This window comes from Microbacterium sp. GbtcB4 (genome assembly GCF_019091465.1).
GTDB classification, from domain to species: Bacteria; Actinomycetota; Actinomycetes; order Actinomycetales; family Microbacteriaceae; genus Microbacterium; species Microbacterium paraoxydans.
Genome location: NZ_JAGXJJ010000609.1, coordinates 1 through 234, shown reverse-complemented (window position 1 = coordinate 234; position 234 = coordinate 1). Strand labels below are relative to the sequence as shown.

Sequence of the window (234 nt, the reverse complement as noted above, 5' to 3'; positions counted from 1 at the left end):
CGATGGCGATCCCGCCGAGCCCGGTACCTCCGGTCCCGGCGCCGAACTCGGCGATGTGGATGGCGGGATCGTCGTCGGGGCGGTCGAACGTGATCGTGAGCTGTCCCTCACCGCACCGCGACGCCGTGCCGCAGTTCGCCTTCGTGTGCACGTCGAGCGTCGCGAGGTCCTTCGCCGAGACACCGGCGGCGTACATCGCGTCCGTGCCACTCCAGGTGCTCAGCGTCTTGCCCT

The 234-nt window shown here is 70.1% G+C and carries 1 protein-coding gene; it reads right to left on the bottom strand.

Going from position 1 to position 234, the window contains the following annotated elements:
- Positions 1-234, bottom strand: a 234-nt coding sequence (locus KVS71_RS18990) for a hypothetical protein (protein ID WP_217585308.1), incomplete at both ends; no start/stop codon positions are given.